The following is a 734-nucleotide window of genomic DNA, read 5'->3' on the forward strand; positions in this document are numbered from 1 at the left end:
CCCCAAGTGTTCCCCTCGCCCAGTCTATCACCGAGTCCCAATGCTGGTTCTGCCGCTCCACCAGCCCTTGCGGCGCGTCGGCGCGGTAACAGAGCAGATCGGACGAGGCGAAGCGCAGAATGTCTTCCAGCACCGCCTGCGGGTCGCTGGCGACGCCATCGATGGCGGTGTTCACAAGCCGCATCACCGGCATGGTCACCGGATTGATGGTCTCGCTTTGGGTGGCGAACTCGTCGGCGACGAGCGCGGCTGCCGCCTCGGTAGGCACTGCCAGCAGCGCCTTGCCCGGCGTGCGCACCGGCTTGCCGTCGAGATGCACGGCAAAGCCGCCTTCGACCGGCGCGACCGAGACGGTCTTGTAGAAGCGCTTCGGCAGAGGCGTCTTCATCTGGATTTGGGCGCGGCGCACCGGATCCGGATCCGAAAGATATTTGCCCGCTTCAAGGTCGTTGAGGATGTCACGCATAGAAGGTCTCTCTTACACCGGCGTCAGCTTGCGCACTGGCCGGTTGACGATGATCAGGCCGGCGGCAATCAGGCCAAGTGCCAGGAAAATGCGCATGGTCAGCGGCTCATTCAAGAACATGGCGCCGCACAGCACGCCGAAAACCGGCGACAGGAAAGTGAAACTGGACAGGCCTGACGCCGGATAGCGCCGCAACAGCCAGAACCACAGCACATAGGTGAAGGCGACGATGTAGACAGCCTGGAAGAGCAGCGCCAAGGTCGGCAGC

The 734-nt window shown here is 63.4% G+C and carries 2 protein-coding genes; both read right to left on the reverse strand.

Features of this window, described 5'->3' with window-relative positions; genetic code table 11:
• On the reverse strand, nt 1-466 hold a 466-nt coding region (locus EN893_RS36380; protein WP_281062545.1), incomplete at its 3' end, for an ATP12 family protein.
• Nucleotides 467-478: 12 nt separating this feature from the next.
• On the reverse strand, nt 479-734 hold a 256-nt coding region (locus EN893_RS36385), incomplete at its 5' end, for a DMT family transporter (RefSeq protein WP_164901514.1).

Origin of the sequence: Mesorhizobium sp. M7A.F.Ca.CA.004.04.2.1, assembly GCF_004022825.1 — a bacterium.
Classification (GTDB): Bacteria; Pseudomonadota; Alphaproteobacteria; order Rhizobiales; family Rhizobiaceae; genus Mesorhizobium.